This is a genomic window from Alkalihalophilus pseudofirmus (genome assembly GCF_029094545.1).
GTDB lineage: Bacteria > Bacillota > Bacilli > Bacillales > Bacillaceae_D > Alkalihalophilus > Alkalihalophilus pseudofirmus.
In genome coordinates, this window is sequence record NZ_CP117835.1 from 2423376 (window position 1) to 2449964 (window position 26589).

The following is a 26589-nucleotide window of genomic DNA, read 5'->3' on the forward strand; positions in this document are numbered from 1 at the left end:
GCACCTCTCTTTGTGATTTGTTTTAGTAGTATAGCACACAGACGATTTCTAACGCCTCATTCATGCTCACTTACCTCTTCCCATAATTGCAGCAGAGCTTTTTCCTTGGCTTTTGCTTCTAGCATAATATCCACTTCATACGGTTCAGTAAGAACGATTAACCTCTTAAAATCTTCCGGTCTGATAAAGTCTGCATGAGCTGGGTCCTTCATGCTTCTCTTACCTGAACTTAAGTGCATTTTTGGAACTAGTGATATATGGTCCCATGTCTGAATGACTTCTTCAATCAGCCTTTCTAGTTCTGGCATTGTGCGCTCAAAGCACAGCTCATGATGAATATCAAAACAAATGGGTACTCCGCACTCTTTCGATATAGCTAATACATCTGCCGTGTGAAAAGTTTTATCATCATTTTCTAACCTAAGATACCTACGAACGTTTTCAGATAAGTCATGATAGGCTTTAATAAACGTCTGTTTTGCCTTTTCCTTATCTCCATAAGCCCCTCCAGTATGCAAAATCATATCACTTCCTCCGATAAAATGCAGCAAATCTGCGTGATACTCTAAATCTTTTATCGCATTATGTACGACATGCTCTTTAGGTGAATTTAAGACCGTATATTGTCCAGGATGCATAGAAAGGCGAAGATCATGCGCTTGCTGTAATTGATGAATTTCATCTAAGTTCTCCCGCAGGTCCGTATCTTCTTGCCATCGCCAAGTCATTTTGGGATGAGTGGCAAAGGGAATCATATCACTGCTTACTCTAAAGAAGTAAATATTTTGTTCAATATTCCATGTAATGACTTTCTTTAACATTTCAATGTTTGATAAAGTTAATTCTTTGATTTTCTCCATACCTTCTTTTTCCATCGTTATAAGCCGGCATGTCCGAAAAGTAGTAGGCAATGTTAAGTTTTGGCAGGCATATCCCATTTTCATCTAATCACCTTCTCATGTCCTTTTTAGAGGCTACTGCGAAAATCCCTTCTACAGTAGTTGTTGATTTCCGCTGCAGGCACACGCTTTCCGCGTACGGTCCGGGAGCTTCCTCGTTGCTTGGCTCCTGTGAGGTCTCCCTTCTTTTCCACATATTTGAGGCAATTGAAGAAAACACCTTCCTGCAGTAGTTGTTTGTTGTTAAGTGATTTAAGCAAACGAAGACTCGAAGTTGTAATTTGAACTAAGTCATTAATATATCACTCCTCTAATTAATTACATAAAGCAATAACCCAGCGGATGAACGATACGTAGACTCCTGTGTGGACTAGAGCAGGGGTGAGATCCCACAGGGCAAAAGCCCGAGGAAGCTCACCAGCTCCACACGGAAAGCGAAGTATCGTTCAGGAGCGGTAAGCCTGCAATAACCCATGTTTGCGGTACTTTAAATTTAGAATCTATAACTACATCATTCCACTACATTTCTAAAAAAAAGTAATATAACAGCGGATGAAATATGCGAGACTCTACGTGGCCTAGAGCAGAGGTGAGATCCCACAGGGCAAAAGCCCGAGGAAGCTCACCAGCTCCATGCGAAAAGCAAAGTATGTTTCAGGAACGGCGAGCTTACTCTTACCTCCGATGTTTCCCAGGTTTTCAGCGGCCTACCTTTTTTTGAATAAGTCTTACAGAGCGAACACATATATTAGGTAAATGCATAGGATGAGATTGATATAAAATTAGAGGAGGCGCACGACTATGAATAATCAAAATGACCATCAAGTACCTCAAATGATCAGTTCTGTGGACCCTTATGTGGTTCAAACCCTTCAATCTGTGACAGGAAGTGAAGTTGTCATAGAAACAACTCGAGGGAATGTAAGGGGTACAGTCGCAAATGTGCTGCCAGATCATGTAGTCATTGAATCGAGCAATTCTACTTTCTTTGTCCGTATTCAGCAAATTGTATGGATTATGCCTGTCTAATATTTGCTAAAAGGATCTTCCCATCATATGGGAAGATTTTTTGTGTCCCTGCATTAGGCATTTGCATAAACATGTTATAAATACCAAATGTTGGTGATAACTATGAAAAAGATACTCGTATTTTGTGATCCCGGAATTGATGATACAATCGCCCTAATCTACGCCTTTCAAAATCCAGAAATTGAAGTGGTTGGAATCGTGGCTGAATACGGAAATACTAACAGACGGTTCGCTGTTCGTAATGTCCAATACTTGCTATCTTTACTTGGAAAAACAGATGTGCCTGTATTTAGCGGGGCTGAGCGCGCATTAAGCGGAGAAGAGCCTGTCGCACACCCGACCATTCACGGTGATTTTGGCCTCGGCCCTTTTACACCTCCAGATACGGATGAGACCCTTCGTGAAAACTTTTGCGATCTCATCCAACTATTAGAAAAATATGGGGATGAATTAACGATTGTCACACTCGGCCGTTTGACTTCACTAGGAATGTTATTTCTTCTATACCCTAATTTAATGAAAAGAATCACTAATTACCACATAATGGGCGGAGCTTTTTTTGTTCCAGGAAATGTCACACCTGTGGCTGAGGCAAACATTTATGGTGACCCCACTGCAGCACTCATTGTAATGAAATTCGCAAAAAACATTACCTTATTTCCACTTAATATAACCGATCATATTTATATTACTCCAGAGCTTGCAGAACAATTAGACGTTGTAGGCTGCGAAGACATTTTGTATCCGATTCTTGATTTTTATTATTCGTTTTATCAGAGTCAAATTCCGGATATTGAAGGTAGTCCCGTGCATGATTTAATACCGATGATTGCCCTGACGAATCCAGATTGGTTTACACTTAAAAACTATTTAATCTATATCCAAAATGAGGCTGGAATTGCGCGCGGACTAACAAGTGCTGACATGCGCCATTATGAAACACTGCCCCCTGCTCCAATTCACAAAGTGGCAACAAAAATGGATAACACACATTTTGAAGAACATTTACTAGACATTATGACAAGGAAACCAGACTAAACCAAAAACCAGCACTCAGGTGCTGGTTTTCTAGTTACGTTTGCTCTTCATACACAAATTCAATTTCATCAAATTTGCGGCTGTATTTCACTTTAAGATCGAGGTTTTTAAAATACCATAAGTCCTTTTCTTCAATATAGAAAATAATACCGTCTACTTCTGCCTTTGTACCAATTTTAACCGGGGGATCTTGGCTGATCCCAAGTGAGAACCCGCTTTGAATATTACCGCACCCTCCATATCTTGCAAAAAACCGGATATATTCTCCCTCTCCCTGTAATTGAAATTCTTCTTTAAACCAAGCTAGTGCCGGCTTTGTAATTTGGATGTCCAACTGCCTCACTCCTACTCAAAATGCGTATATGTATTTCATGTAGTGTAACAAGAAACAAGGAGCCTTGTCTATCTTTTCAGCAAGCGGCTAAATCCGCCTAAAAAGTTTCCCAGGAGAAACTTTTTTGCTGCTTGTTGAATATATTGTAGTAAAGAAAAATAAAATCCATAAGGAGATGATAAAGATGAGCTATAAAAAAAGGATTGTCCAATATGCCTATTTACTTACGAAAATGGGAGCTCTTTCGGAAGCTCAAAAATCACAGCTGCTCAATGATTTTAAACAAAAAAAATAACGTGAAGCTGTTTGCTTCACGTTATTTAAATCCTTTTCCTTTTGTTAAATGACACGGAACCCCCTTACCTACTGCCCCAGGCTCCTTCATTTTTTCAACATAGGCCATGCCTCTTGCACATGGCGTGCTGCATTTGATACAGGTTTCTGAAGTGACCATTTTTTGTGTAAACGCATATTTTTCACTAGGGGTTTTCTTAGGAGCGTGCTTTGCCTTTGATGATTTCTTTTTAGCAGCCATCTTATCGCCTCTTTTTTGCTAAGATGCTGTATCTTATGCAAAGGAGGCAAAACGGTGAGAGGGTTATTTTACAAACATATCAATCGTTTGAACAAGCTCTACGATCTCAGGCTTACTTATTTGTTTATCTGCTCCTACTTTCTCACCTTTATGATGAAGATCACTCGTAATTAAAGAAGAGAAAATAAGAACAGGAAGCTGCTTTAAGACTGGGTCCTGTTTAATGCGCCGAGTTAGATGGTGTCCATCCATTTGCGGCATTTCAATATCGGTAATGACTAAATCGACAGGAAGATCACCATCACTTTGTTTATATTCTTCAAGAACATCCCACGCTTGGCGGCCATTTTCATAGAAAGAGAGCTTTTCATACCCTGCTTCTTTAAGTGTATCAGATAAGAGTTTTCTTAAAATAGCAGAGTCCTCTGCAATCATAATCCTTTTTTCTGAACGTTCTCTTTGACCGAGCTTCTTAATTTGCTCAACACTTAATCCCGTTTTTGGATTAATATCTACTACGATCTTCTCAAAATCAAGCAGCAAAGACATCTCTTCTTCAAGTTTAACAATACCGATTGTATGACTTTCGGCATTCAAGGATAGCTCACTTGGTTTTTCAATTTGTTCCCATGATATACGATGTATTCTTGATACACTGTTGACATGAAAAGCTACTTTCATCTTATTTAATTCAGCGACAATAAATTTATCTTGCGTGGGATCGACTGAAGCAGGAAGGTTTAACACCTTAGCTAGGTCAACCACTGGAATGACCTCTTGTCTCAGGCGGATCACTCCTTCTACATGCTTATGAGCATTAGGCGTTAACGTAATAGGAAGAGGATTAATAATCTCTCTTACTTTCAAGACATTAATCCCAAAAGTCCCGTTTGCAACTTCAAACATCACTACTTCTAATTCATTGGTGCCGCTATCTAATAAAATATCTGTCTGATCGTTCATACACCCTCCACCTTCCGAGGCAACTGTTATGTACCTATACCATCTCTATGAGACTTCTATACTGTTAGTGTATAGGATAAAAGAATGATCCGGCAACTTTTTTATTAAAAAAGCCTGCGATTATATCGCAGGCTTACTTTATTATACGTTTGTTTCAATATCACTTTGTTCTTGTAATTCAGCAACAATTTGATCGCGTTGAGCCATTCTTGCTTCTTGAATTAACTCAGCTTCAATTGAATCACGCTGCTCTTCAAATGAAGGAATTTCTTCCGCACCGCTTTGTTCTGCCATTTCTACTTGCTGGTCATACGCTGATTGGATTTCTTCTTCAGAAACCTCTGGAGCTTCTGTTTGTTCTTCAATGAATTTTTGAACTCTTAATTGCTTTTCAAAGTCTTCACGAAGATCTTCAACTGTAAAGCCCTGTTCAGCTAAAAGTTCTTCAAGCTGCTCTTGGGATTCGATTTGTGATTGAGCCATTGCCATCTCAAGCTCTTGGTCGATCTCTTCATCTGTTACTTCAACATCTTCTGAAGCTTGAATGAGAAGGCGGTCCTCAATTAACCCTTGCAACACACCATCTTTTACTTCTTCAAGCATTGCTTGTCCTTCTTCATCGTTAAAGTCAATCCCAAACTGAGTATACATCATTGCTTGAGATTCAACAGCACGTACATAATCATCTCTCTCGATGTCTTCGCCGTTTACTGTAGCAACAACTTCAGGAATATCCTCAGTATCTAAAGAAAACTCACTTGGAGCTTCTGTTTCTGGATGTTCTGCTGTTTCTTCAGTTTCTGTCTCATCTGTTTCGACTTCTGTCTCTTCGTTGTCTCCACACGCTGCTAGTGTAACAGCTAGTGCAATAGCTGCCATACCTAGTCCTAGTTTCTTTTTCATACATAAACCCCTTTCTTATCTTAAAGCATGTGATGATTGTAACATAATTCAATCATCACTACATACCACATGCATTCCTCCCAAGCTATTCACCTATAAAAAAAGATCATTTTTAGGGAAATTTGTGAAAGCAAGGCTTTATTAAACCCTGATATTTCAGGGAATTGAAATGGACAAACATTAGAAGGTAAAAAATTATGTAATTCATTTCCTCCTAAACAAAAAAACATTATGAGGTAGTTCCACCTCATAATGCTTAATCCATTAACAGCAATCTTGCCCGCCGCCAACCATCACAAGACCCTCGCCTTGTTCAGTTGCCTGCATATCAAGCGTAAGACTAGCTACTTGATCATAAATGCCTTCTTCAAAAGCAACATCGATACCGTTAATGACTTCACGTTTATCAGATTCTGCCGGCTCATCCAGAGCCAGACCAAGCTTAGGGCCTCCTCAGCCCATGCCTGCAAAAACCACGCGAATCGTTTTTAATCCGTGTTCTTGCATCGTTTCTTCTAAAAATGCTTTTGCACTATCAGTAATGTTCATTAGATTCACCTCACTTCGTAGCCTAGTATACTCTATCCCCTATATTTTTTCATCTCTTTATAATGATTAAAAGAAAATTACCCTTTAGGTACAATTCGCTTAAAGTTCTCGCTTGCAAATCCTTTAACCATATCTTCTGGGTAATACTTTAACAGCTCTTCAATTAATGCAGGAAACTTACCCGAGTGCTCTAATTGATTGATATATACATTAATTCCATCAAAGTCAGATCCAAAACCGATATGACCTGCTGCACCTAGGCTGCATAAATAGTCAATATGAGTAAGCAGATCTGCTATCTCAGCAGTGTCTCTGCCGGTTGTAAATAAGGGATGAAAGACAACGCCGATATAGCCGTCTTTTTCAATCAAAGCTTTAATTTGGTCATCATTTAAATTTCTTGGATGATCACATAAGCTGTAAGCATTAGAGTGGCTGGCAATTGGATATCGAGCTAGCTCCATCACATCCCAAAACCCTTTTACACTTAAGTGAGAAACATCTGTAAGTACATTATGCTCATTATTCATCTTTACAACCTCACGTCCTAAAAGGGTCAGCCCAGCTCCGCGAGGTTCACCTACTCCATCTGCACATAAATTTGCTTGATTCCAAGTCAGCCCAACTGATAATACCCCTAGCTGATACAACGTTCTAAGTTTGGTTAAGTCATCTCCAATTGGATCAAGCCCCTCAAGAGTTAACACCGCTCCAACTTCGTCACTTTTTAGTTCATCCAATTCAGACCAACGTTTAATCCATTTCATACCGCTTGTTTTCATTACTTTTTGATGAAAAAGATCTGCTTGTTCAAGCGCTGCCTGAAATTTTTGATCACTATTAATAAAGGGTTCAACAAATATAGCAAATAACTGAGCTTCCACACCTCCAGCCAATAAGCGGCTGGCATTTGCCTCGATCTCCGGATCATCAAGAAATGTTCGATCATGATTTTCCCATAATTTAAGCAGAGCATCACAATGTGTATCGATAATTTTCAAGGTTATCCCCCCTAGACATTTACTCACCTTTTACATAGGCATGACATAGATATAATACAGAAAAACAATTGCATAATTGGAGGGATTTTCAGTGTCTGAGAAAGAATCATGGTCCAGAAAGCTCCCTCAAGGCTATCAGGACATATTAAAATCAATTGACGATTTTTTTCAACAAACTCATGAACGGTTAGTTGATTACCCTTTATTTACACCCACGATCCCTATTCGATTTAGCAGGGGAACATCTGAGTTAAAGATTGAAGCTGAGCTTCCGGGAGTTGATCGTAAGCAAATTACGATTGATGTGTATAACCAAGGCATTCATATAAAAGTTCAGGAAAATGAAATCATAGATGTAACAAACGATCATAATCAGATTCGGAGACGCTCTGAAACACACCGAATTCGGGAACGTTTTATTCCACTAGGGTTTCATCCAACAGAATCTGAGATCCATGCTAGATATAAAAATGGGCTGCTCATTATTACCGTTCCCTTAAGGTCAGAACGAATAGATATTCAATAAGGAGGAAATCCAAATGATGAATCATCCTCATTGGAACCACTACAGCCAGCCGCATCCATATCAACATACGCCGCATCACCCGCAACGTCGTCAAATGGGCTACATGCAGCAGCCCCCGATGGCAAAAAAACGGGGATTTAATCAACAACTGCCTTATCAAAGCTCTTTAAACCAATACCCAAAACAACAACAACAACAACCACAATCGTTTAACAGCAAAAAGCCTTCTTTAATTAAGTCGGCTTTTACTGGGGAAGATGGTAATTTTGATGTCGGAAGGACGTTTCAAACCGTGGATCAAGTCGTTAAGACGGTGCAGCAAGTCTCACCAATCGTCAAACAAGTATCCCCTCTTGTTAAACAAGTCAGTGCATTTTTTGTTAAAAAGTAATTTACAACCCTTTTAACCTTAACCCATACGCTAATGTTTGGTTCGAATTGATTAACTTCAACCCTTGTGAACCAATAAAGTCAACCTTTAAATATGATCCAATTTCATCTAGAGCTTTATGATCATAAATAAAAGGAATGTTATCTACAATAACAAAAGTATCCTCTAAGCCTCGCTCATCCAGAGCGAGGTAAAACTCTATCATCGTGCTTCATTCATATGTATCTCGTGCAACAATTCGAACTGCTTTTTTTGCTAATTCTAGAGACTTTAAATACTCTCTTGATGTATCAGTTAATACGATGTTCACTTTTTACTACCTCCTGCTGCCATTAAAGTTCTTATCAGTTTATCTGATTATCACGAGCTTGTAAAATACAAAAAACAACCCATAATGATTTGTATAATGAGTTGTTTAATGAGTTGTTTAATGAGTTGTTTAATGAGTTGCTGATGAATTCACTTTCGTTTTCTGGTTAAAAATCATCAATCCCGCTACTCCGATTAAAGCACTAACACCTAAACAGAAATATAGCGCTTTAAGGCCAAATCCATCAATCATCCAGCCCCCAAAAAGCGAACCGAAGATGCCGGATAAACCAAAGAATGTTGTAATAAATAAGACATGCCCTGTTGCTTGAAGATGCTCAGGGATTAATTTATTCACATATTGGAATGCGGCAATATAAAACATCCCAAATGAAATTCCATGAGTTAACTGCAGCGGCAGAACCATCCAAGGTGAAGTAATCATACCCATCAATACCCATCTAATGCTGTAAATGAAGCCAGCAATCACAATAAAGCTTAAGGGGTTAAACTTTCTAAACCATAAAGGACTCGTTGCAAAAACAAGCGCTTCAGCTGATACTCCGACAAACCAAGCCCAGCCGATCAAAGATTCTGCTCCTCCAAGATCAACAATATACAATCCTAGATAACTGTCATTTGCTCTATGAGTAATTGAGATAAAAACGACACATAAAAGAAAGAACATCAGCTTTTTATTTAAACCAATTTTCAGTGCACTAATGATCGTTACTGGCTTATTTGTCCCTTTAACATCCTCGATTGTAAGCGCCATAACGAGTGCTAATACCGCCATTATAATCATTGGGATCATCACACGTTCTACCCCAATAGTTGTCAGCACATAGCCGGTTAATAACGAAGTAGTAGCAAACCCTAGCGACCCCCACATCCGAATCCGTCCAAAACTGACTCCTTTTAAAGTAGCCGTTTTTTGAGACAAACTATCTCCCAATGCCGTCAACGGTGATAAAAAGAGAAAGAGTACAAACATCATTATTAGATAGCCATAAAATTGCCCCATCAGCATAAACCCTGCAGCGGCTATTACGACGCCAATGGCACTTATAACAATCATTCTTTTAATCGTTTTATATTTATCACTCATAAACCCCCAAAAAGGTTGAGCAATAATCGTCGCAAAAGGACCTATTGCCATTAATATTCCTACTTCATTGCCAGATAAGCCATCAGCCTGAAAATATAAGGGAATATAGCTCATCACAATCGTCATCGTAGAATAAGCAAAAAACAAATAGGCCATCAAGCGGTACACGGAACGATACTCCATTCAAACCTCTCCTTACCTGCTTTCCAATAAAACATCCACTACTAAGAATACTCCTATTACACTTAAAAGACTAGGCATATATTAAATATCACTATATTCAGTATTTATCCAGTCTAAAAAGCAGCCTCTGAATGAGAGGCTGCTTATGATATATCAATATTTTGCTTAACTTACACTGTAATCACTATACTGTTATCACTTCTTCTAATTCATGATTCCCATCATATAAAGATATTTTACTAGGCTGGTCTTCCTTAGCTAATTCTTTCGCCTTTTCAATGGCTTCCATTTTATTGTTATAAGAATGGACGGGGGATACGTCTTCTACTTTAACCATCCATGCAGAACTATCTTTATTCGGTACAACACTAAATTCTTTCATCAGAAACAACTCCTTTAAAAGATTTCGCCAGTTGATTTACCTTCGTTTAATAAAATACTTGATCCTAACATTAAGATGCTAACACTTCACTGACAATTTCATGCCCTTTTATTTTTGTGAAGTTTTTAGGAATGACTGTCACCTCTCGGAAAGTGAGGTGCTTTTCAAACTCTCCGGCCGCTTCATTAGAACCTGACACGTATATCTCCTGCCATCCTGCGTCTTTTGCCTTTTTCTGAATATCTTGGGCCAGCTGTTTAAACCATCTCTGTTGATTCGCTTCAAAGCGTTGGTCATATTGATCTTTATGTGTAGCACCAGAAGCTGTCCTGTCAGCTGATGCGATTCCTTCATATTCTTTCCAATCTTCATCTTCAATGTCCCAGCTGTAAGCAAATTCCCTATCTACTTCGCCTAAGCTCGTCTCAATGACAAACACATCTAATTTTTGAATTACTAATACGCCTACTTTTGGATAGTCACGTTGAATCTTCTCTAGCTGTTCAATTGCTGGATTATTCTCCCATCTGAATTCGTTTTCAACCGGCACATTTAATTTTTTTATTTCCCATTCACCATCAGCTGACCCTAAAAAAATAAGACTGCGCGACAGTGAAGTTTGCATGTCTGGAATTTCTTTTGAAGCTATTTTCTTCAATTTTTTAAATGATTGAAGCTCACTTTCATTACTTGCCTGAATATACTCCTCTATTTTATTTAGGCCATTTTTAAGGCGGATTTTCCATTCTCCTTTTTTCTGGTCGACACTGGATTGATCGGTATTTAAATAAATTGTAAGACAACCTTCCGCGCATTGTTTATCCCTTAATTTCTGGAGTTCTTTTTCTAGTGGCATGTACATAGTCCTCCTTTAAAATGGGAGAGTATATTCTCCAATGTTAGAAAACTATAACCTGTATACAGATAGAATAAACCTTCTTTTTCAAGAAAAACAAAAAAGAGGACAAATGCCCTCTTTTTACCTTTTACAGTAATTCATCTTGTTCAAATAAATACGTATACGGTATATCAACAAAAACAAATGCTTCTTCAGCAATTGGGTATGAATACGTTCGAATATGCTCTTCCCGTTCAATATCGGTGTATAAGTCAGATAGAATACCTCGTTTTTCAACATTCATTCTGACAATGTTCTCTAGAAAATACGGGCGCCAGCTCCAGTTTTTATATCTGCCCTCACTCCTCAGCGTCCATTGATCTGTTTCATCCTTTTCAATATTTGAAGATAATTGAAACCCTTCTTGATCACATATATAGATCCTAAATGCATACTCTCTGCAATCTTCTGCAATCTTTGTTATTATCTCATCATATGTATCTTCTGCTTGAATACGTTTAATTGCTTGCTTAATTTTCACGCTCAGTTCATTTGTTAAACTAAGCTGCGCTTGCATTTTCTTTCTTTCAAAGGTAATAAAATGGTGGAATTCTTTTTGTATCCGTTCTTTGCAAGAATCCTCTTCAATAAAATCAGCCTTTGGCATTTGCATATAGTAGCCCTGATAATATCTGCCGCCATTTCTCCAAGCATAATTTAGTTGGTTAAACGTTGATATGCCTTCAAATAACAGAGTTGCTCCTATTTTTCTTGAAAGCATTGTTAATGAATGGTGAACGTCTCGATAAAGATGAGGCAGTGAATTATTCTCAAGAAAACTCGTATCAACTTTCACAATATTAGGACTCACCATCGCAAGGCGCTCCAAATTCCCATTAGATTGCCCCACGTTATCTATGGCAATCCGGATACCCAGGCTTTGAAGATAGGTTAAAAGATGCTTCCCCTCTTCCACTTTATCAAGGATCTGCGACTCCTTAAACTCTATAGCAATTCGATCTGCTGGCAAGCCTTGATTAATAAAAGGCATTATTCGATTTAATAAATTTTCCCCATCGTCCTTTAACACGATATCTATGTCATTATTTAAAAATAAAATGCTTGTCTGAGCTTCTTCCATATATTTAGTTAGCGCAAGCCTTTGTACATGGTCTTCAATCTCAAGCCTGTATTCATCAGGGATCGACTTATCTTGAAAGAACCAGCCAAGGCTTTCCGCTCCATTTTCACCTTCAAAACGCGTCAGCACCTCATATCCTACAACGAGCTGTTTATCAGCACTAACAATGGCTTGGAAATACGGTTTTATCTTCTCTTTATTCATCATGACATCTAATGGATCCATTCCTCTACCCCCAATACCGCTCATCAACTATTATTATAGCATATAATGAGAACGGGGTTAGCTGCGCATTAAGCCTTCTGATTTTTGCGTAAAAAAGAAAGCATTTTATCTGCAACTTCATCCGGTTTTTCTTCCGACAATAAGTGTCCTGTCTTTCTAAAACAATAAAATTCTGCACAAGGGAGGTCTTCCGATAAGCGCTTGCCAATTCTCGAAGGAATAATCGTGTCTTCATCTCCCCACAGTATTAAACAAGGCTGCATAATGTGTTGAAGGTCCTTTTTATCAAGGTCTCCCTCACGCTGGCGCATTAAGCCAATTAACCCATCACAAAAAGATGGGTCTGTTAAGGGCAGACTGTATTCCTCAATTGCTTCTTTGGTTATTGTCTTTTCGTTATGCACCACCTGAGTAAACATTTTCTGTACATTTCTCTTCCCTATCCACCATTTCATTGCATGCTTAGCAAAAGGAATATATGAAGCATAAATAAATCGTTTTTTCACTCTCTTTAAATAACCTGAGCTTGATAATAAAATGATGGAGGAAATTAAATTCGGCCTCGTTTTGGCTATATATAATGCAACTTGTCCTCCCATTGAATGGCCAATAATTGTAATGTTCTCCACTTTTAGCAATTCAAGCAGGGCAATCACTAAATCAGCGTAACCCTGAAATGAATAACAAAACGTTCGCTGCTTCCCGCTTCGTCCAAATCCTGGAAGGTCTACACAGATGATGTCATAGTGTTTTTGTAAAAAAGGGATTAAATATCTGAAGCTATAGCTCGATGACACAAAACCATGAATGAAAACCAGCGTGCCTCGTTTAGTTTTTTTGGATTGATAGCGTTCATAATACACATCCGTCCCCATTAAATACACAATAGATTTCAAAGAATGTTCGTTTTTCATGACTATACCTCTCATTTTTGTCATCTTTGTATTGTTTATCCAACCATTTAACCGTAATATAGTAGGTAAAAAGACCCTTAGGTTTTAGGATGATTAAAGGGGGATCCGTTTTTGTTAACGTACCAAAAATTTGTTAAAAACTTAGCTTTATATTACCTTTTTGGGTCATTCATAGCAGTCATAGGTGTAGGAGTAGTATTAATCCCTACCACGTTAGCACTTGAACCAAGAGACCTCCTGCCTCTCGCAATAATTGTCTTTAGTTCCATTTTGTGCATGATGGGTGTGGAATGGTTCTTTTTTAAGCGTCATGCCAAACCAATTAAAAATGTCTGCATGGCTGAAGCGCCGTCTTATGAAGAGTTAAAAACTGCTTATTATCAAGCTCATCAATTTCCTAAATTAACTGGATACCGGATACTCGGGCCTCATTTATTTGGTTTAAGTATACCGGCAGTTATCCTTACCATTTTCTTTATACGAATAGAGCTTGTGCATATACCTTATGCATACATATTATATGGAATAGTGTGCGCGGTATTAATTGCCGGTATGCATGCGATGATAGAGTACTACCATACATCAACTGCGATCATTCCGATCCTTGAGCATATACAGAAAAAGTCGAACCATCTTTATCAAAAAAAGCTCACTTTAGAAGGAAAGAAAATCATTTCTTTAAAAACAAAATTCCAATTAAGTGCTTTATTATTCGGAGCTTTCCCTCTTCTATTATTTAGTTTAGCGACACAAATGAGACTCAGCCAAGGTGAAGCGCTGTTAATAGAAGTGTATTGGGTATGGTCTCTCCTTGTTTTGCTTGTCGGCTGCGGACTTTCCTTGTATGGTGCGAGGTTATTATTTTCGATCGTTGCCGAACCACTAAATCATCTCCATGATAAGATGAAAAAAGTTCAAGAAGGCAACTTTGATGTACGTGCAGCAGAGTATTATTCCGATGAATTCTCACAAACCATTAATGGATTTAATCATATGGTGAAAGGACTAAAAACGCGTGAGGTCATTAATAATCAATTGTATGAAAGCTTTTTTGAGACATTAGCAACTACACTTGATGCGCGTGATTCCTATACAGCAGGGCACTCAGTCCGTGTTGCTGAGTATGCGGTTGAAATTGGAAAAAAGGCGGGATTAACAAAAGAACAGCTTCAGACCTTGAGAAAAACAGGACTGCTTCATGACATAGGGAAAATTGGGGTCCCTGATGATGTCCTGCTTAAAGACGGGAGATTAACAGAAGAAGAGTTTAAAGCAATTCAGCTTCATCCTGTTTTAGGTGAAGAAATTCTCCGAACGATTCAGCCAGCAGACTTAATGGAAAAACTAATACCTGGAGTTCGCTCTCATCATGAAAGGATAGATGGCGGTGGTTATCCTGACAGGTTAATGGGTGACCAAATCCCTCTATTTGGTAAAATCCTTGCCGTTGCTGATGCATTTGATGCCATGACATCAGACCGTCCTTACCGGCTTGGAATGAGTCAAAAAAAGGCTTTGCAGATCCTTAAAGAAGGATCAGGAACGCAATGGGACCCGCAATTTGTGAAGTATTTTATAGAGTGGTGCAATGAGAATAATCAAGCCAATCATGAGCATAAAGAAAAACCTGCAGCGATGCTGTAGGTTTTTCAAATGCACACTTTCCCGTTTATTCTTCACTTAAATCATATGGCGTTTCTTGGTACACATAGTAATTAAGCCAATTTGAAAATAATAAGTTAGAATGAGCACGCCATTTGAGCTTAGGCTTAGCTTCAGAGTTGTTATCCGGAAAGTAATTCTCTGGCAAGGAGATATCTAATCCTCTTTCAAGATCACGGCGGTACTCTTCTTCAAGCGTACAAGTATCATATTCTGAATGACCTGTGACAAAGATTTGTTTGCCATTTTTAGCAGCAACTAAATAAACACCTGCATCCTCTGAGACACTTAATACATCAAGTTCAGGAACATCTTCTAGGTCTTCCAGTCTAATATCTGTATGTCTAGAATGCGGGGCTAAAAATTCATCATCAAACCCTCGCAGCAATTTAACATTCGGCTGTTCAATGCTGTGAGTAAAAACACCAAATATTTTTTGATCTAGTTTATATTTTCTAACACCGTAATGATGATACAAGCCAGCTTGAGCTCCCCAGCATATATGAAGAGTGGACGTCACATTTTTGACACTCCAATCCATAATACGCTTTAATTCATCCCAATAGTCAACTTGTTCAAAATCAAGCTTTTCAATGGGGGCGCCCGTTATAATCATTCCATCGAACTTTTTGGATTCAATTTCTTCAAATGTTTTATAAAACGACTGCAGGTGTTCATGTGGTGTATTTTTAGAGACATGAGTATCAGGATATAGAAATGAAACATCGACTTGCAGCGGGGTATTACCAAGTAAGCGAAGCAATTGTGTTTCAGTTGTTTCTTTAATGGGCATCAAATTTAATATAATGATCTTAAGTGGTCTAATATCTTGTGAGTAGGCACGGCTTTCATCCATGACGAAAATATTTTCGCTATTTAATACTTCTTTTGCAGGTAAGTGATCTGGGATCTTAATAGGCATAACATTAGGGCTCCTTTACTAATAAATATATGTAAATATATCCGTCACTACATTAAACTGTTAAACTGAATTTAGTAGATTGTTTTAAATTATCATAAAATTCAACGTTAATCAATCGTTCGGAGGGTTGAAAATGAAAATAAGAATCGAATGGTATTACCAGCTTCCTAAAGGTAAAATGACATACTTTATGAAATCAGAGTTTATGCTGCTTAAAGAGGTATTGCTCCTTTCTGATGATTTAGAGAAGAGTGGACGATTAAAATCCATTGAATATTATGATGAAGATGACCGGAGCTGGACAAAAAAAGAGTTAATCAAGCTATCAAAAATCCACGAGACAGAACCACAAGATGTAAGGATCTATGTAGACGGCGGCTTTGATAAAAAAAGCAAATTAGCAGGCTTGGGGATTGTCATTTATTTTACCCAACACAAAAAAAATTGGCGTATTAGAAGAAATGAACAAATTGAATATATAGCTGATAACAATGAAGCAGAGCTTGCAGCCATGCATTTAGCGCTTCAAATGTTAGAAGAGGAAGAAGTCAGGCATCAAACGATTACATTTTATTCTGACTCGCAAGTTGCAGTGAATCAAGCATCGGGAGAATGGCCGAGTTATGAAGATCATTATAACCTTTGGCTAAATAAAATAGACGAACTGAAACAAAAACTTAAGCTTACATGTGAATTTATACAAATTGACCGCAAAGAAAACAAAGAAGCAGACCAGCTGGCCAACCAAGCATTAGCCGGAATCGAAATTTCAGGTAAAAAGGAAACTTCTTCATAAAAAGCGGCTCATTCTCATGAGCCGCTCTCTTCTATACGTTCTAATAATGCTTCTGCATAACGGTTTTCAAGCCTTGTCACACCAAGTGGCTCTGGGACCCTTCCATATTCCTCGTCATGGAAATCTGAGCCGCCAGTGAGTAAGAGCCGTCTTCCACTGCGCCCTTCAATTGAGCGTGCTAAGCTTGAATATCTCTCAACTGCTGATCGGTTGTGATCACGATGGAAAGCTTCTATTCCATCTAGCCCCCATTCTATTACCCAAGACTCGATTTCTTCATCTAATCCGTAATAATCGGGATGAGCAACAATCGCCACGCCCTCATACTTATGGATGAACTCAATTGCTTCTTTGACAGTCATTTCTTTTTGTTTTTCAACAAACCCTGGCTTGCCTTCTGCTAAAAATTCATCAAAAGCCTCACTTACTGAGTTTACATATCCTGCATCAATCATCGCTTTGGCCACATGAGGCCTGCCTATGCTTCCCCCATCTACATGCTTTAACACTTGCTGACGGTTTAGCTCAATACCAATTCTTGAAAGCTTAGCAATCATCTCATCTAAACGCTCACTGCGATACTGCTGCTGCGTAGCTAAAAAACTTTTCAAGTTATTGTTGGTATAATCAATGCCATAGCCAAGAATATGTACACTTTTGCCATGAATCTTTGTAGAAAGTTCAATTCCAGGAATAACCGCCAGTCCAAGTGCTTGTCCGGCTTCGATAGCGGCCTCTACCCCCTGAACAGTATCATGGTCAGTGAGTGCTACTATTTCAAGCCCCGCCTCCTTGCATTTATCCATCAAATCTTTTGGAGTGTAATTTCCGTCTGAAGCAGTGGAATGCATGTGAAGATCACTATTTTTGATGGTGCTCATTTCCGGAACTCTCCTTTACTTATCTACCCTATTGGTCTAATGTGATCGGCCATGTTACTTGGCCCGTTCTAAGATGGTCTGTATAAATCATCTCATATTCTTCATGCACAGGTACTTCAAATGCAATTTCACCGCGATTTTTACGTTCAGGGTGAAGCTGCCCGCCCAAGATTCCTTTTGTTTCTACGCGTGAAGAGTGCGTATAGGCATAACCTTCTGGGTCAGCTAAACTCATTTTAAACAATGAAAATTCTTGAACTGTAGAACTTGCATTTTCAAGAGTAATGTCAATGATGACATTGTGCATTCCTTCTTGTTCTGATTCTTCTGTGCGGACATTGTTAACCGTCATTTTTAACCCGTTAATCTCTTGGGTCTGCTCGCCTCTTTCCACTGTACCCATGCTCTCTTGGTCATCTAAACTAGAAGAAGCGGGCTGGCTGCTAAAAGCGTATCCCCCTACTAAAACAAGCAAAATTAATAAAGCTGATAATAAAACAACTTTTCCTTTCATCAAGCTTTTCCTCTCCTTGATCCTAATCATTTCAATCTGTTTGTTTCATTTCATATTATTTGTCTATTTAGACCATATGATGGAGTGAAAAGGTTCATGACTAACTTCCTTTTTTATTTCCACCACTCGTCATAGATCGTTACAGGCAGCTGACGCTTATGTTCTGTTAATTTGTAACGCTGTTCGATTCTTCTCTTTATATCTGAATCTACTTCCCTGCCCTCTAAGTAATCATCTAAATTTTCATACGTCATTCCAAGTGCCACTTCATCAGGAATGCCAGGTTTATCATCTTCTAAATCGGCCGTAGGCACTTTTAAGTATAAACGCTCATCAGCTTCAAGAACTCTTAACAAGTCTTTGCCTTGTCGTTTATTTAATCCAAATAAAGGAGCAATATCACAGGCGCCGTCTCCGTATTTTGTAAAGAACCCAGTAATCGCCTCTGCAGCATGATCAGTACCGATTACTAAGCAGCCATAATGAGCAGCTAAGTCAAATTGTACTTTCATTCTCTCACGTGCCTTTGTATTCCCTTTATGGAAGTCAGACATTTCTTCTCCTGTTGCTTGGTTAAATGCAGCCTCGCTTGCATCGACTGCTGCTTTAATATTTACCGTTTTGATCACACTTGGCTTAATGAATTCTAAGGCAAGCTGGGCATCATCTTCATCATGCTGAATGCCATATGGGAGTCTAACAGCAATAAATTGATACGAATCACCTTTTTCATCATTTAATTCATCAACAGCGATTTGTGCCAATTTACCAGCTAAGCTGGAATCTTGACCACCAGAAATCCCTAACACGTACCCTTTTGTACCTGTTTTCAATAAATAATCCTTTAAGAAGTCCACTCTTGTTCTGACTTCCTTTTTCGGGTCAATAGAAGGTCTTGTATATAGTTCCTCTTGAATTTGCTGTTGTGTTGTTGTCATAATTAGCCCTCCTCTAAATGATCAGTTTGTATAAGTATTCCTATTATACCAAGAACTCAAACTTAAAGTTTGTCTAAAACACGAAAACGAGATAGCTGTGACAGCAATCCCTCTTGTTTTAGAATGCGATATTGAGTTTCCCCGAGCAAATCAAAATGAGGGTAGTCATCATGCCAATGAAGCCACTCACGCTTCAAGCCATAATTCCTACCCCAGCTTACTAACTTTTCAATATCAGCACAAGCGACTTTGGTAACAGACGTACATCCCGGAAAACGATCATCGATCCAAAAGTGAGTGAGGAAGGATATTTCATTTTGTTTTGCACGATCTTTCCACTCACGAAGTTCAGTCCTTGTAATCCCAAAAGCCAAATTCAACGCACCTCTTCATCATTTTTCCTTATCATAGCACAGCAAACCATTTTTTTCTTCGTTGCTGCTTCTTTTCCTTATCTTTTTGAAGCAATCTAATTTTATGCATCACATCTTGTTTATCTTTTTGCGGCGACTTAGACTTAGAACTTTTGACTTCTAGATTAATACCAGATACTTCAGTGTCCACCATGCGGTCTAAAGATTGGACAGCCATTTCACGGACCCTTGGATTATCAGACTGCATCTGCTTCACAACATAGGAAAATTTCTTCCAGTTCATTTCATTCTGATAACTCATACCCATCATCCTCACTAAGTTTATTTTCTTGCTAAAGAATTCTACAAAACCCACACTCCTCCCTTTGAGAGATCTTGTAACAATTCGTCTAGTTTTACTGCCGAAAAAAAACGAAAAGCGGAAGCGACTGTCCTGGCATGCGGTAAAATTAGGAGAAGCGATTAGAAGCGCTTTTTGCTTCGTTCGATTCACCGTTTTTACCCGCAGGACAAGGAGCCGCAGCTAGACACGAAAAGCTGAGTGATTCGTTTAGATATGAGGGGGATGGAGGTTTGACAATAAGAAGCTGTTCTTGCTTCGTTTGGCAAAGTGAAGCCACCGATTATCTGAATCATGAAGCTAGACACGAAAAGCTGAGACGACTGTTCTGGCATGCGGTAAAATTAGGGGGATTCATACACACAAAAAAAAGCAAGGCGCTGTGCCTTGCTTTTTATCTATTACTGTTGGTACCCGTTTTCTCTTGCTTGGGATTCGTCTTGGATTTCAGATTCGAATGATTCGATGCTTTCTTGACGATTCGCATTCTTTTGTTTGATCTGCTGTTTTTGTTCTGCAGTCATATCCGTATTTGCCATAGACTCCTCAGCAGCTTCAATATTGTGCTGTGTGTTTTCTTTCATCTGTTGTAGCTTTTCAACATTATCTGCACGGTTATCTGGCTTTGCCATAGGTAATCCCTCCGTATGAGTAAGATGTGGTACCTCTTTTAGTATGGAAGTTCCGCATCATTTCATACGATGAAATTATTTTTTTATTTTTTCGTAAACCTCATGCCACTCTGGCAATTGCTTTCTAATAGAAATCGGTCTAAATGTATCTTTCTTTACGCAGCAATGTGAACTTTCACCAGTCACACATATCTGCCCCTTGCTGTTTATTACTTCATAGCCATAGGCCACCCTAATTCCATCGTAACGCTCAACCCAGGTTTTAACAATTACTTCTTCCCCGTATGTCGCCGGGTGTTTATATGACACTTGAATATCAGTGACCGGCGAAAGAATTCCTTCTGCTTCCATCTCGGCATAATTAAAGCCTATTTCTTTTATTAGATGGGTACGCCCTAATTCAAACCACACGACATAATTGGAATGATGAACAATACCCATTTGATCTGTTTCAGCATAACGGACTTCTACTTTTGTTTCAGAAATGAACATGATTTCTACCCCTCCATTTTTTGCAGGAACAACATATCTTCTTTCGTGATCGTTGTAAGCATGTCTTTATCTATATGTGCTTGTCTCTCTGCTGCTAATCGCGTTGCTTGTGCTTGTATTAAGGATTCGAGTAACCCTGCAACAAAACGGCCGTTGCCTGGATGTCCTTCTTTAGGGATGAGCTCAGAAAGGGAATTCATCGCCTCTTGATTAAATTGATATCCATGAAGATGTGCTCGTTTTAATAAGATCTCTTTTAGCTCGCTTACCGTATAATCACTAAACTCTACTTCATTTTTAAAACGTGAACGCAGTCCGGGGTTCACTTCTAGTAATTTTTGCATCTCCATTTTATAGCCCGCCATGACTACAACCAAATTTTCATCGTGCACAGTCATCTCTTGAACGAGGGTCGCAAGAGCTTCTGCACCGAAGTCATTTTCTCCTTTGCCAAGCAATGAGTAGGCTTCATCAATAAATAAGACACCGCCTAGGGCATCGACAATCTTTTCTCTCGTCTTGATAGCCGTCTGCCCCACATAACCTGCAACAAGGTCAGCACGGCTCACTTCGACCATATGCCCTCTTTTAAGAAGTCCAAGCTGATGAAGTGCTTTAGCATAAATTCTTGCGACCGTCGTTTTTCCTGTTCCAGGGTTTCCGGTAAAGACCGCATGCAGCCCAATAGGTTTGACTTCTAAGTGATGCTCCCTTCTTAACTGCTGTACTTTAACAAATGAAGTGAGACGTTCAATCGTTTTTTTCGCTTCTGTTAGGCCAATGAGTTCATTTAATTGTTCGAGCGGATCGTTTTCTTCAGTTGTTTTGGAAGAGACTTCTGATTTGAAATCTCCTGCTTCTAAGAGAAGAAAATCATTCGACTCCACCTTATCTAATTGAACAGATGCTCCTTTTTGAAAGATAGCATCTAATACAATGTTTTTTACAGTGCGTCCGTTTCCAAAGGATTCGTCTACTTGTTGTTTTTCGATTCGCTCTTTTAAGGCCATAATGGCTTCTTCTGTTATCACAAAATCATTTTCAACTGCCACATTCTTGGCCATCTCGATTAATTCATCTGTAGAATAATTTTCAATCTGCACATGGTTTTGCTCGGGAAAGCGGCTTCTAAGCCCCGGGTTTGCACGAAGAAAGTTTCTCATTTCTTCTGGATATCCAGCTAAAATGACAGCGAATTTGCCTTGATACTTCCCGCTCGTCATCGCTGAGACCAAGGTATCAATGGCCGCTTGACCATAATCTTGAGTTGATTGTCCTTGGCGCTTTAAACTATAAGCTTCATCAATAAAAAGAACACCGCCTAAAGCTCGTTCAATTGCTTGAGTGGTCTGCTCCTCTGTTTGACCAACATAACCTCCGACAAGCTGAGAGCGGTCTACTTCATATACTTCAGGCCGTTCTAGCAGACCAAGCTCATAATAAATTTTTGCAATCAATCTTGCTAAACGAGTCTTACCTGTACCTGGGTTTCCAGTCAATATCATATGTAAGCTTAATTCATCTTTAAAGCGAAACCCTTGCTCTTTACGTGCTTTTTGATAATGCAAAAATTGATACAGTTTAGCAATTCTTTTTTTTACATCATGAAGTCCGATCATTGAATCAAGCTCTTCAAGAGCACTTAATTCAGTATTGCCTTTTGAAGCGGCCGCTTGATCTAATTGCTCTTCCCACTCTTTTTTAGTCTGTTCAATTTGTTTTACCGCTTGGTGGATTTGACTGAACTGTGCTGCTGAATAATAAATACCTGTTAAAGAGTTTGCATATTCCCTCGTTGCTGCTTCAATCATTTCAAAAGGTTCTACAAATAAGTCGTAAATGCGCTGAAGCGAACGGATCACTTCACCGTACTCCTCGTTATCAGCATATTGAAGTGATTCTTCTGCTTGTGTAAAATACGTTTTCATCTGCTCATCTAGTCTGCCGAACTCTAGAGCTATATCGTAATACAGCTCAGCCGTCTTTTTCTTAGCGCTGCCATGGTCTGTTTCCCTGATGGGCGGGAATTTAGATGGGATCGGCAAGTGTCTGCATTGCTCTACGATTAGTTTCAATCTTACAGAATGAGCTTTTTCATTTGAGTGATCTGATTTGAGAGCCTTATTGATCCATTCATGTAACAAATGATCATTTAAAGAGTGTACTCGGCTTTCTCTTTCTACAGCAAGCCTTGCATAGAGCTCTCCACGAATCTTATTTGTTTCACCTATAGTAGAATTTGCCTCAAGCTGGTTGATAAGCTGCAAAGCCGTTGCTTCCTGAAAGTTTTGCTCACCCAGGTCCACTGACTTTAGCCATTGCTCAATTTGTTCTTTTGTCCATTGTTCCCGTAACATACATTCACCTCGTTCTTATGGCACACATTTTAACACTAATGACACTAACTTGCATGCCTCAAACGCTTTATCCTTTTTTTATGCACATAGGTTCCAACATACACGCCGCTTAAAACAAATAATGCTCCAATCATCGAAGAAGCGGTGAACGTTTCGCCTAAGAAGATTGTCGCCATGATTACTGCTGACAACGGCATCACATTAATAAAGATCGAAGCCCTTGCTGCCCCAATTTGTTGAATACCGTAATAGTATAGGATAAAGCTGACAACCGTAACCAAAACACTCATATGAGCAATCGAAAGCCACGCTGCCGGTGTGGCCGTGCCTATGGCATTCCAAGGCTGTTCAACTAACGAGAATGGTAATAAAAAGACGGTGCCAAAAGCTACTGCATACGTAGTGGAGACGATCGGACTGTATTTTTTCAGAACCACTCTGCCTAAAACACTGTATAGAGCCCAAGTAATCACAGCTCCTAATAAAACAAGATCAATCATTTCAAATTGAAATTGAGTGATTACACTCGCATTCCCCTCCGTCACAATCAAGACAACGCCAGTTAATGCAAGGAACAACCCAATGATCTGCTTTTTAGTGATCACTTCTTTTAGAAAGAGACCAGATAACAAAACAATTAACATCGGATTTGCCGCTATAAACAAAGAGCTTTTAATCACTGGCGCATGCTTGCTGGCCAAGAAGAAACAAATATTATAGATTGCAATCCCTGTCAGGCCTAATAAAGCAAACATCCCCCAATCCTTAATAGTTGGTTTTGGTCTATTTTTCTCGAAAAACCACATAATTGGAAATAATAAAATAGCTGCTCCTAAAAATCGCAAGAAAGCAATTGTCGCTGGTTCAAAGCTTTCAATCGCAAATTTCCCTGCAATAAAAGCACTTCCCCATGTGGCTGTTGCTAGCGTCAGCATGCCATAGATCAACCATAGCTTTTTTCTCTCCACTTTATGCCCCTCCTTTTTTCTCTCATTGTACTCCTTTTCTTCGCAAAACGAAATAATAATTCGCTCAAAAAAAAAACGCTTATTGCCTAATGACAATAAACGCCTTCCTCCATTACCTGTCTTGCATAGGTTTCGATGACGCTTCCATCATCTGATAAGAAATCAATAGGATGCTGATCATTCCATAGTTCTTGACTTGAAACTTTATTAATGAATACATGGTTTTCAAGTTCAGCAATATACGAGCCGCCTTCATAATGAATTTGAACTCTTGCTACATCAACAGGTTCTTTAATCATTCCGAATGTTATATACGTGTATTTATAAGCTTCGTCATGCCAATTCCCATGTTGAACACGGAACGTTCTAATTTTCTGATCTTCATCAGTGACAGCAGTTCCGCCAACCGTTAACATAGCTGCTGGTAATCTTTTATAGCCATCAGCTGTTGCTTCTAGTACTTCGGCGACAAGGTCCTGATCATTAACCGTATAAATAGTCATCACACTGTGTTCATCAAGCTCTTCAGCTGCTAAGAGGCTGACAATCGAATCACTAGCATAGCTCGCTTCGATTGCTTCAATTTTCGTCTCGTAAATTGTCTCGTCAACAGCTGTATCTACAGCTAAGACACTCTGCATTAGTCCCGCATAAAAGAGAAAGCAGAAAACGAACAAAGAAGCCATTGCAGACCATACCTTCACTCTGCCTGTTAACCATCTGGATGCAGTCAAAAGAAATACAAAGCTTAAAGCGATCAAGCTAACAGAATGCATATTCCATTCTAATTGCAGCATCTGATTCACTAGCAGCGGCTGCTGTTGAAATAACTCAAACAAAAACGATGTATTTTCCGTTTGCAGCGTTTGAATCACTTCATGCGGTGGTGTCTCCTCCGTCATAAAGGCAGAGATCGCGATGATAATAAAGGCAATAAGTGCTTCGATTCGAAATGTCATTTGCAGCTTTCCAAGATTTATTTGATTATTAGATTTTCGAATCAACCATATATGGTGCGCCCCAAACAGTAATAAAGGAATAAATAGAATATGTTTGATTAGTAATAGTTGACCGTACGTTAACATCCAAGCATTTACATATTCAGGTACGATCTCACCCATCAATAAAAATCCTGATCCAATGATGAGAGTTACACTAACCAACGCCAGAGGTGAAAACCACGCACTAAAGGCTTTCGCATCAGTAAGATGCTTCCCAAACCATCCCAATACAAACAAGACGCCGATCCAAGCAGAAACACCAAGCAGATGACCAGTGTTTGCAATAAATCCAGATAGACCAGTTAAAGATGCAGCGTGACTTGCCCAGCCTGATAATGCAATTAAAATGAGGACTAAAAGTAATGCGCTGACTTTCATATAGACCGAGCCGCTATTTCGTATCGTAAGGACAAATAAAACTACAGCTGTCAAAATACTTAACCATGCCGCCTGGCCTGATGAGTAACTGAGGAATACTGTATACAGTGCTTCAACCCAGCTCACTTGAAATTGTGTTACTAACACCGTTAATATATTCCACACAGGCGCTAGCAGCATAAAGGGTATGAGTCCCGTCAACAAGAGAAGAAGCCACCTCGGAACATCTATGGCCGCCCTTTTCCCCTCAGGTATTAAGGCTAATAAGTGATATCCCGTTAAGATAAGAAATGCAAAGCTTAAGACGACATTACTTAAAGAAATCATTTCTTACGTCCTCTTAGTCCAATAACTCCTATTATGATCATTGTAATCAAGGCTAGGGCACCGATCATCAAGAGGGCATTTTCTTCATTGACATCAGTGTTTTCTGCAGCATTACTTTCTTCGGCTTGTTCGTTATCTAAAACCGTTTCTTCAGTCTCCACATCATCGATAATTTGTCTTTCCTCGGCTGGTTCCTCATCCTCAGGTGAAGCATTTACCGATTCATCAACATTAAACGAATATTGTCCCTCTGTAAGGTGAGTATCCGAACCAATAGCCTGCCACTCCACTTCATACGTGCCCGCCGTTAATGATTCACTCATTTCTACATACATAGAAGGACTGTCAATAATTATTTCACCAGTTTCTATTTCTTCTCCATCTTTTTTAACAGTTACCGTGCTAAATGGTTCAATACCACCACTAAATAAAAGATGTAATTCATCCACAGCTTCCATTACCGTTTCTCCGTCCGCGGGCGATGACTCACTCACATAAGAATGGGCAAAGCCTTTTAAAGGAAGCAATAAAATGAGACTGCATATGACCATAAACAACCACTTTTTCATCACAGACCCTCCATTCCCTAGTATTCTACTATGTTTAATATACTATTTATTTGTATGAAGGTAAACCATTTAGTGTGACATTCGCGATAAGCTTTGGACCATTTAAGTGATTTGAGGAAACCTTTTCCCTTTACGTATGCCGAGATTATTATAAAATAGAAACGATGACG

31 protein-coding genes are annotated in these 26589 nt (G+C 39.1%); 6 read left to right on the forward strand and 25 right to left on the reverse strand.

Going from position 1 to position 26589, the window contains the following annotated elements:
• Positions 1-56: 56 nt before the first annotated feature.
• A complete protein-coding gene (uvsE, locus tag PQ478_RS13015; protein ID WP_289234547.1) occupies positions 57-944 on the reverse strand; it encodes a UV DNA damage repair endonuclease UvsE in 888 nt (295 codons plus the stop codon).
• A gap of 756 nt (positions 945-1700) precedes the next feature.
• On the opposite strand from uvsE, the gene PQ478_RS13020 reads away from it, so the two are divergent.
• Together PQ478_RS13020 and PQ478_RS13025 are read left to right on the forward strand one after the other, a co-directional pair.
• Positions 1701-1928, forward strand: a complete 228-nt coding sequence (locus PQ478_RS13020; protein ID WP_012959214.1) for a YuzF family protein — start codon at positions 1701-1703, stop codon at positions 1926-1928.
• 102 nt (positions 1929-2030) lie between these two features.
• Positions 2031-2966 carry a nucleoside hydrolase gene (locus tag PQ478_RS13025; protein WP_289234548.1) on the forward strand — a complete coding sequence of 312 codons (936 nt, stop codon included), beginning with the start codon at positions 2031-2033 and terminating at the stop codon, positions 2964-2966.
• A 34-nt stretch (positions 2967-3000) separates the two neighbouring features.
• Here PQ478_RS13025 and PQ478_RS13030 read toward each other — a convergent pair whose 3' ends face one another.
• From PQ478_RS13030 to PQ478_RS13050, 6 genes are all read right to left on the reverse strand, one after another.
• Positions 3001-3300, reverse strand: a complete 300-nt coding sequence (locus PQ478_RS13030; RefSeq protein ID WP_012959216.1) for a HesB/YadR/YfhF family protein — start codon at positions 3298-3300, stop codon at positions 3001-3003.
• Between the two features lie 316 nt (positions 3301-3616).
• Complete coding sequence (locus PQ478_RS13035) at positions 3617-3835, reverse strand: hypothetical protein (RefSeq protein ID WP_012959218.1); 219 nt, start codon at positions 3833-3835, stop codon at positions 3617-3619.
• Positions 3836-3898: 63 nt separating this feature from the next.
• Positions 3899-4798: a chemotaxis protein gene (locus PQ478_RS13040; protein ID WP_289234549.1), complete on the reverse strand. Its 900-nt coding sequence runs from the start codon at positions 4796-4798 to the stop codon at positions 3899-3901.
• 141 nt (positions 4799-4939) lie between these two features.
• Positions 4940-5701 (reverse strand): SurA N-terminal domain-containing protein, encoded by a 762-nt coding sequence (locus PQ478_RS13045; protein WP_012959220.1) that lies wholly within the window; start codon positions 5699-5701, stop codon positions 4940-4942.
• A gap of 264 nt (positions 5702-5965) precedes the next feature.
• Positions 5966-6250: an iron-sulfur cluster assembly accessory protein gene (locus tag PQ478_RS21940; protein ID WP_336623224.1), complete on the reverse strand. Its 285-nt coding sequence runs from the start codon at positions 6248-6250 to the stop codon at positions 5966-5968.
• A 77-nt stretch (positions 6251-6327) separates the two neighbouring features.
• On the reverse strand, positions 6328-7251 hold the full coding sequence (locus tag PQ478_RS13050; RefSeq protein ID WP_012959223.1) for a dipeptidase: 924 nt from the start codon (positions 7249-7251) through the stop codon (positions 6328-6330).
• Between the two features lie 91 nt (positions 7252-7342).
• On the opposite strand from PQ478_RS13050, the gene PQ478_RS13055 reads away from it, so the two are divergent.
• Positions 7343-7777: an Hsp20/alpha crystallin family protein gene (locus PQ478_RS13055; RefSeq protein WP_289234550.1), complete on the forward strand. Its 435-nt coding sequence runs from the start codon at positions 7343-7345 to the stop codon at positions 7775-7777.
• A 13-nt stretch (positions 7778-7790) separates the two neighbouring features.
• Positions 7791-8168 carry a YppG family protein gene (locus PQ478_RS13060; protein WP_289234551.1) on the forward strand — a complete coding sequence of 126 codons (378 nt, stop codon included), beginning with the start codon at positions 7791-7793 and terminating at the stop codon, positions 8166-8168.
• Between the two features lies 1 nt (position 8169).
• Here the strand turns inward: PQ478_RS13060 and PQ478_RS13065 are convergent, their stop codons facing one another.
• The 6 genes from PQ478_RS13065 to PQ478_RS13090 form a co-directional block, all read right to left on the reverse strand.
• A complete protein-coding gene (locus tag PQ478_RS13065) occupies positions 8170-8373 on the reverse strand; it encodes a hypothetical protein (RefSeq protein WP_289234552.1) in 204 nt (67 codons plus the stop codon).
• 234 nt (positions 8374-8607) lie between these two features.
• Positions 8608-9768, reverse strand: coding sequence for an MFS transporter (locus PQ478_RS13070; RefSeq protein WP_289234553.1), 1161 nt, complete (start codon positions 9766-9768; stop codon positions 8608-8610).
• Between the two features lie 184 nt (positions 9769-9952).
• Positions 9953-10150, reverse strand: coding sequence for a DUF2188 domain-containing protein (locus tag PQ478_RS13075; protein WP_012959229.1), 198 nt, complete (start codon positions 10148-10150; stop codon positions 9953-9955).
• 70 nt (positions 10151-10220) lie between these two features.
• On the reverse strand, positions 10221-11006 hold the full coding sequence (locus tag PQ478_RS13080) for a VLRF1 family aeRF1-type release factor (RefSeq protein WP_289234554.1): 786 nt from the start codon (positions 11004-11006) through the stop codon (positions 10221-10223).
• Positions 11007-11136: 130 nt separating this feature from the next.
• Complete coding sequence (locus tag PQ478_RS13085) at positions 11137-12354, reverse strand: EAL domain-containing protein (protein WP_289234555.1); 1218 nt, start codon at positions 12352-12354, stop codon at positions 11137-11139.
• 68 nt (positions 12355-12422) lie between these two features.
• The gene (locus PQ478_RS13090) at positions 12423-13268 is read right to left on the reverse strand and encodes an alpha/beta fold hydrolase (RefSeq protein WP_289234556.1); all 846 of its coding nucleotides are present in this window, start codon (positions 13266-13268) and stop codon (positions 12423-12425) included.
• 111 nt (positions 13269-13379) lie between these two features.
• On the opposite strand from PQ478_RS13090, the gene PQ478_RS13095 reads away from it, so the two are divergent.
• Complete coding sequence (locus PQ478_RS13095; RefSeq protein ID WP_289234557.1) at positions 13380-14912, forward strand: HD-GYP domain-containing protein; 1533 nt, start codon at positions 13380-13382, stop codon at positions 14910-14912.
• 25 nt (positions 14913-14937) lie between these two features.
• Here PQ478_RS13095 and metA read toward each other — a convergent pair whose 3' ends face one another.
• A complete protein-coding gene (metA, locus tag PQ478_RS13100; protein ID WP_075682745.1) occupies positions 14938-15852 on the reverse strand; it encodes a homoserine O-acetyltransferase MetA in 915 nt (304 codons plus the stop codon).
• 133 nt (positions 15853-15985) lie between these two features.
• On the opposite strand from metA, the gene PQ478_RS13105 reads away from it, so the two are divergent.
• Positions 15986-16648: a ribonuclease H family protein gene (locus tag PQ478_RS13105; protein WP_012959236.1), complete on the forward strand. Its 663-nt coding sequence runs from the start codon at positions 15986-15988 to the stop codon at positions 16646-16648.
• A gap of 14 nt (positions 16649-16662) precedes the next feature.
• Here the strand turns inward: PQ478_RS13105 and PQ478_RS13110 are convergent, their stop codons facing one another.
• The 11 genes from PQ478_RS13110 to PQ478_RS13160 all read right to left on the reverse strand — a co-directional run bounded on the left by PQ478_RS13110 (position 16663) and on the right by PQ478_RS13160 (position 26419).
• On the reverse strand, positions 16663-17529 hold the full coding sequence (locus tag PQ478_RS13110) for a PHP domain-containing protein (RefSeq protein WP_012959237.1): 867 nt from the start codon (positions 17527-17529) through the stop codon (positions 16663-16665).
• Between the two features lie 28 nt (positions 17530-17557).
• Positions 17558-18043, reverse strand: a complete 486-nt coding sequence (locus tag PQ478_RS13115) for a DUF4352 domain-containing protein (protein WP_289236980.1) — start codon at positions 18041-18043, stop codon at positions 17558-17560.
• A 113-nt stretch (positions 18044-18156) separates the two neighbouring features.
• A complete protein-coding gene (gene nadE, locus PQ478_RS13120) occupies positions 18157-18981 on the reverse strand; it encodes an NAD(+) synthase (protein ID WP_289234558.1) in 825 nt (274 codons plus the stop codon).
• 62 nt (positions 18982-19043) lie between these two features.
• On the reverse strand, positions 19044-19355 hold the full coding sequence (locus PQ478_RS13125) for a hypothetical protein (RefSeq protein WP_012959240.1): 312 nt from the start codon (positions 19353-19355) through the stop codon (positions 19044-19046).
• A gap of 31 nt (positions 19356-19386) precedes the next feature.
• The gene (locus tag PQ478_RS13130; protein ID WP_289234559.1) at positions 19387-19656 is read right to left on the reverse strand and encodes a hypothetical protein; all 270 of its coding nucleotides are present in this window, start codon (positions 19654-19656) and stop codon (positions 19387-19389) included.
• Positions 19657-20096: 440 nt separating this feature from the next.
• Positions 20097-20327: a small acid-soluble spore protein Tlp gene (gene tlp / locus PQ478_RS13135; protein ID WP_012959242.1), complete on the reverse strand. Its 231-nt coding sequence runs from the start codon at positions 20325-20327 to the stop codon at positions 20097-20099.
• 75 nt (positions 20328-20402) lie between these two features.
• Positions 20403-20819, reverse strand: a complete 417-nt coding sequence (locus PQ478_RS13140; protein WP_289234560.1) for an acyl-CoA thioesterase — start codon at positions 20817-20819, stop codon at positions 20403-20405.
• Positions 20820-20824: 5 nt separating this feature from the next.
• The gene (locus tag PQ478_RS13145; RefSeq protein WP_289234561.1) at positions 20825-23176 is read right to left on the reverse strand and encodes an AAA family ATPase; all 2352 of its coding nucleotides are present in this window, start codon (positions 23174-23176) and stop codon (positions 20825-20827) included.
• Positions 23177-23220: 44 nt separating this feature from the next.
• The gene (locus PQ478_RS13150) at positions 23221-24144 is read right to left on the reverse strand and encodes a DMT family transporter (RefSeq protein WP_289234562.1); all 924 of its coding nucleotides are present in this window, start codon (positions 24142-24144) and stop codon (positions 23221-23223) included.
• An 86-nt stretch (positions 24145-24230) separates the two neighbouring features.
• A complete protein-coding gene (locus PQ478_RS13155) occupies positions 24231-25850 on the reverse strand; it encodes a copper resistance D family protein (protein WP_289234563.1) in 1620 nt (539 codons plus the stop codon).
• On the reverse strand, positions 25847-26419 hold the full coding sequence (locus PQ478_RS13160; RefSeq protein WP_289234564.1) for a copper resistance CopC family protein: 573 nt from the start codon (positions 26417-26419) through the stop codon (positions 25847-25849). Before PQ478_RS13160 ends, PQ478_RS13155 begins: the two co-directional genes overlap by 4 nt.
• Between the last annotated feature and the right edge of the window lie 170 nt (positions 26420-26589).